The organism is Candidatus Bathyarchaeota archaeon (assembly GCA_026014725.1).
Taxonomy (GTDB): domain Archaea; phylum Thermoproteota; class Bathyarchaeia; order Bathyarchaeales; family Bathycorpusculaceae; genus Bathycorpusculum.
Map to the genome: position 1 here is coordinate 1 of JAOZHV010000027.1, position 3597 is coordinate 3597.

Sequence of the window (3597 nt, forward strand, 5' to 3'; positions counted from 1 at the left end):
AAATAACAATAAACTGTCAAACCCATTTATAACACTGACAAAACATCAAATTCAATTGCAAAATAGCAATTTCACTCAATTAACTCCATACACTTCTGCAATTTCATGAAAAAGCAAAACTCCACATAAACTTCACCTCTATATATGGAAAAGCTGTTCTAAACATCCTTATTTTGAGGGGTTGTGGATTTTAGCGTTTCAAACACGGTGCTTTAGGGTTTAGGAATCATGTGTGGAAGTTGCTTATAAAATCATTCTTGGAAGTTCAATTGTTGGCACTCTTGGTTCATGTAACGCAATTCTCTTTTTAGAGTGGGCGAGCAAGTTATCATCTACTTATAACTAAACTTGCGGGATTATATCCGCTCCTATATCCTTCTAATTCCTAAATTCCGTCCTTAGAGGCCTCAGAGAACTGGGAGATGCCTCAACTGTATGCGAGACTGAACGAAACAGCATGGAAAGGGAGGCTTTTGAGAGTCCACAAGAGCTGTGCAGGCTTCCCCGCAGGGTGCAGAGGCTAACAAAGACCGACATGCGGATCGTTTGGCTTGCACGCAGCGTACGGTGCGCCGAGCGAAGCGAAGGCGCACATACTTAACTTGATAATATATAGTCAGAAGTGAACGGTATGGAAAGTGTAAATCAAGGGATAAATCAAGGCAAATAACGCTCTTTTCATAGCTCAATAACGCAAATATTGGTGCAGATAGCTTTAATTACTTTTTGTGCATTAATTTACTGTTATCACGGGGGTAAATTGCATAAACATAATGCTCAAGATTAGAAAAAGGGGAAAGCGCGGTTACGACATAAGCAGCGTGCCTTACAAAAAATTGGAAAAAATGGCAAAGCGAAAAAAGAGGCGCTGGAAAGTACAAGGCTGCTGGCTGGTTCTCGAAACCTATTAGTTGTTTCTCAAAGAAGCTCTTGAAAGCTGAAGCCGTTTTTAGGAAATATGCCACCGCAGACATCAACCACAAGGGTTGAGTTTTGCACCCCACACAAACTCTTTTTTGCAACTCTAAACTTCACTAAGAACTAATTCCTTAAAAATATAAAGGAAGGAATTTTAGACTACATAGTAGTCTATGTTCTTTGTTTTCCAATGGTTACTGCAGTAATACCACTTGTCTAAATTGCCTGCGTTCTCTGGACGAAGATACGACATTACACAGTAGTAATCGCTACAGTATACTTCGCTTCCAGCTCGTACAACACAGATTCCTATTGAGTGACCAAATTCGTGCATAAGTACAACAGCTTCCGCGCCGTATGTTTGAATTCCTCGTTGGGTGGCCCAGTCATCAGCAAGCTTATCGGCAATGAATATGTAATTTCCAGCTACAAGGTCGGTTCTAGAACCGATACAGTAAGTATAACCCACAACAGAGTCAGACCCTTCAACAGTTGTTCCATACAAAACCCATTTCTCTGGAAGAGTATACTTCCCGTCATTCGCATTAATAGCGAAATCATCTCCTTGGTTATAATTGATTTGAATCTCCCAGAACTCTGCATCGGAAATACCATTAGCAAACTTGTCTTCGTAAGGAACCATTTGGTCTACTTTTATCGTTAGCTTAATGTTTTGTTGTGCGTAGTATGCTGTCATGTAATTTAAAACTGAATCTGTTGGCATATGCCCTTGTATGTAATCAATTTCTAAAGTTAACGCATAAGATTTTGGAGCAGGGGCTGGTTTGCCCTTAGCAGTCTTTATTACATCATCATTTGAGTTTAATTTGATGCTTACAGTATTATCGGAAACATCGAAAGAAGTTGCTTCTGGAACGATTTCTTGGGTAACCTTGACTGGATTTTGAGTTTGTGCTTCAGTAGACAGGATCGGCATTATTGACATTAAAAACAGACTAATTACCATCAGTGCAAGTATTTTTTTTAGCATTTTTATCCCCTAATATAAGCACCCGTTTACCAGATTAATAAAATTTTCTAAGAAACACCGTTTAGAAATTAAAAAAGGGTTGTTAAAGAACATGTTAAATCAAATAAAACTTATAACTAGCAAGCAACATTAGAAGATGGAGTCCTAAAATTACTTTTTTACCTACCCTAAGGCTGGTTCTCGACACCTATTAGCCTTTGCCTTTCAGAACGCCTGACTTTAACTTTTCCGCTTCTTTGAGGAATTTCTCGGCAAACTGTGAGTCACTCATCAGCTTCACGGCAAGTTTTTCAAGAACTCCCTCAGCCATCTCTTTATAATAGTCCGAAGCGGTGACTTGCTTAACTAAGCTGTCTAAAGCTTTAAGCTCATCTTTGATTGTTTGCAGTTCTTGGTCTTTGGCTTCAAGCTGCTTCTGGATAATCACGTTTGTGTCCGTAAGCCCCTTTAGCGTTGCCATGACTTTCTTGAGGTCTGCTCTAATCTGCATGCCATTAATGCTCAAGTGTTCAAACGCTCGCTGATAAGCCTCCTTAATAGTGATTTCATCATAATCATAATGCTTCCTTGCCGACTGCCGAGCATGCCCCATCATCAAATCCTTAATTTCGCTTTGGATTTCTGCCCTAAGCAAGGCGCTATTGTAGAAGCTTCTTAAAGCTTTGGTTTTGAAATCTTTGGCTTTTTCAGCGCCGAAGGTTTTCTCCGCCAAACTCTTCATGGTTTGGTTGATGGTTCTTACTTCCAGCTTATCGCCTTTGCCTCTGGTTGTGCTCACGAATAAGTAGCCTTGAATTGGGTTTCCCCGTTCCTGAAGTAATGCTTTAATGTCGTGTACAGCCTCATAGCTTAAGCATGTAGTCTGTGTCTCGCCTGTCTTTTCGCGTGGCTTCTCAATGAAGTAATGCTCTGTTTCTGGCTGTTCATAGATCCCCTTTAAGCTTTCTATTTTGAGGTTGCTAACATCTGCTTCGCTGAAGCCTGACTGCGCTAACACAAGCAACAAGGCTCTGTCTCTCAAGTTGCCATGAGCATACAGCGCTTTAACTTCTTCGCGTGTAATTTTCCATCTTTGGATTACTGGCTGTTCTTGGGTGCTTTCCCAGTCTCCACGCTTAAGCGCCAAAGGCAAACCATTTCTCGAAAAGAAACTCGCAACAGTCCTAAGCTTAGTCTTAACGCTTAAGGGCTTTAGGTTTCCGCGCTGCTCAAGGTATTCTTTGTATTCTCGGAACTTGTTTTCAAAAAACAGTCTTTCGCTTAAGTTCTCAGTTGTCAAATCGTGCATGCGCTTCTTTATCAGCTCTGTCGGCGTCATGCCTATGAAAGTGTGCCATTCATGGTATTCCGTGCAGTAGTTCTCTTTGGTTCTGGGGCTAAGCCCAATTAGCCATTTCCTGAAAAACTCATCCTGCTCATACGAATTCTCAAATATTTTCTTCATTTCATCACATCTCCATGCGTTTTAAGCCCTAAAAGCCTTACGTTCAAAACGCCAAAACTCCCCGCAAAGATAAAGCGTTAATTACAGCCTTTCCATAAATAAGGGGGCTATAGTCATTTCCGAGCGCTTAAGCGCACAGCAACTTCAGCAATATCGCTTTGGCTGAATAAAGCCTGTTTTCTGCTTGCTCATAAATCACGGATTTTGGGTTCTCTATTGCATCAGCACTTATCTCGTAGCCTCT

At 40.9% G+C, this 3597-nt stretch carries 3 protein-coding genes; all 3 read right to left on the reverse strand.

Annotated features, from left to right (window positions below; genetic code table 11):
* Positions 1-1072 precede the first annotated feature (1072 nt).
* The 3 genes from NWE95_05965 to NWE95_05975 all read right to left on the reverse strand — a co-directional run bounded on the left by NWE95_05965 (position 1073) and on the right by NWE95_05975 (position 3585).
* The gene (locus NWE95_05965) at positions 1073-1864 is read right to left on the reverse strand and encodes a hypothetical protein (protein ID MCW4003439.1); all 792 of its coding nucleotides are present in this window, start codon (positions 1862-1864) and stop codon (positions 1073-1075) included.
* A gap of 235 nt (positions 1865-2099) precedes the next feature.
* A complete protein-coding gene (locus NWE95_05970) occupies positions 2100-3353 on the reverse strand; it encodes a site-specific integrase (protein MCW4003440.1) in 1254 nt (417 codons plus the stop codon).
* 127 nt (positions 3354-3480) lie between these two features.
* Positions 3481-3585 carry a hypothetical protein gene (locus NWE95_05975; GenBank protein MCW4003441.1) on the reverse strand — a complete coding sequence of 35 codons (105 nt, stop codon included), beginning with the start codon at positions 3583-3585 and terminating at the stop codon, positions 3481-3483.
* Positions 3586-3597 lie beyond the last annotated feature (12 nt).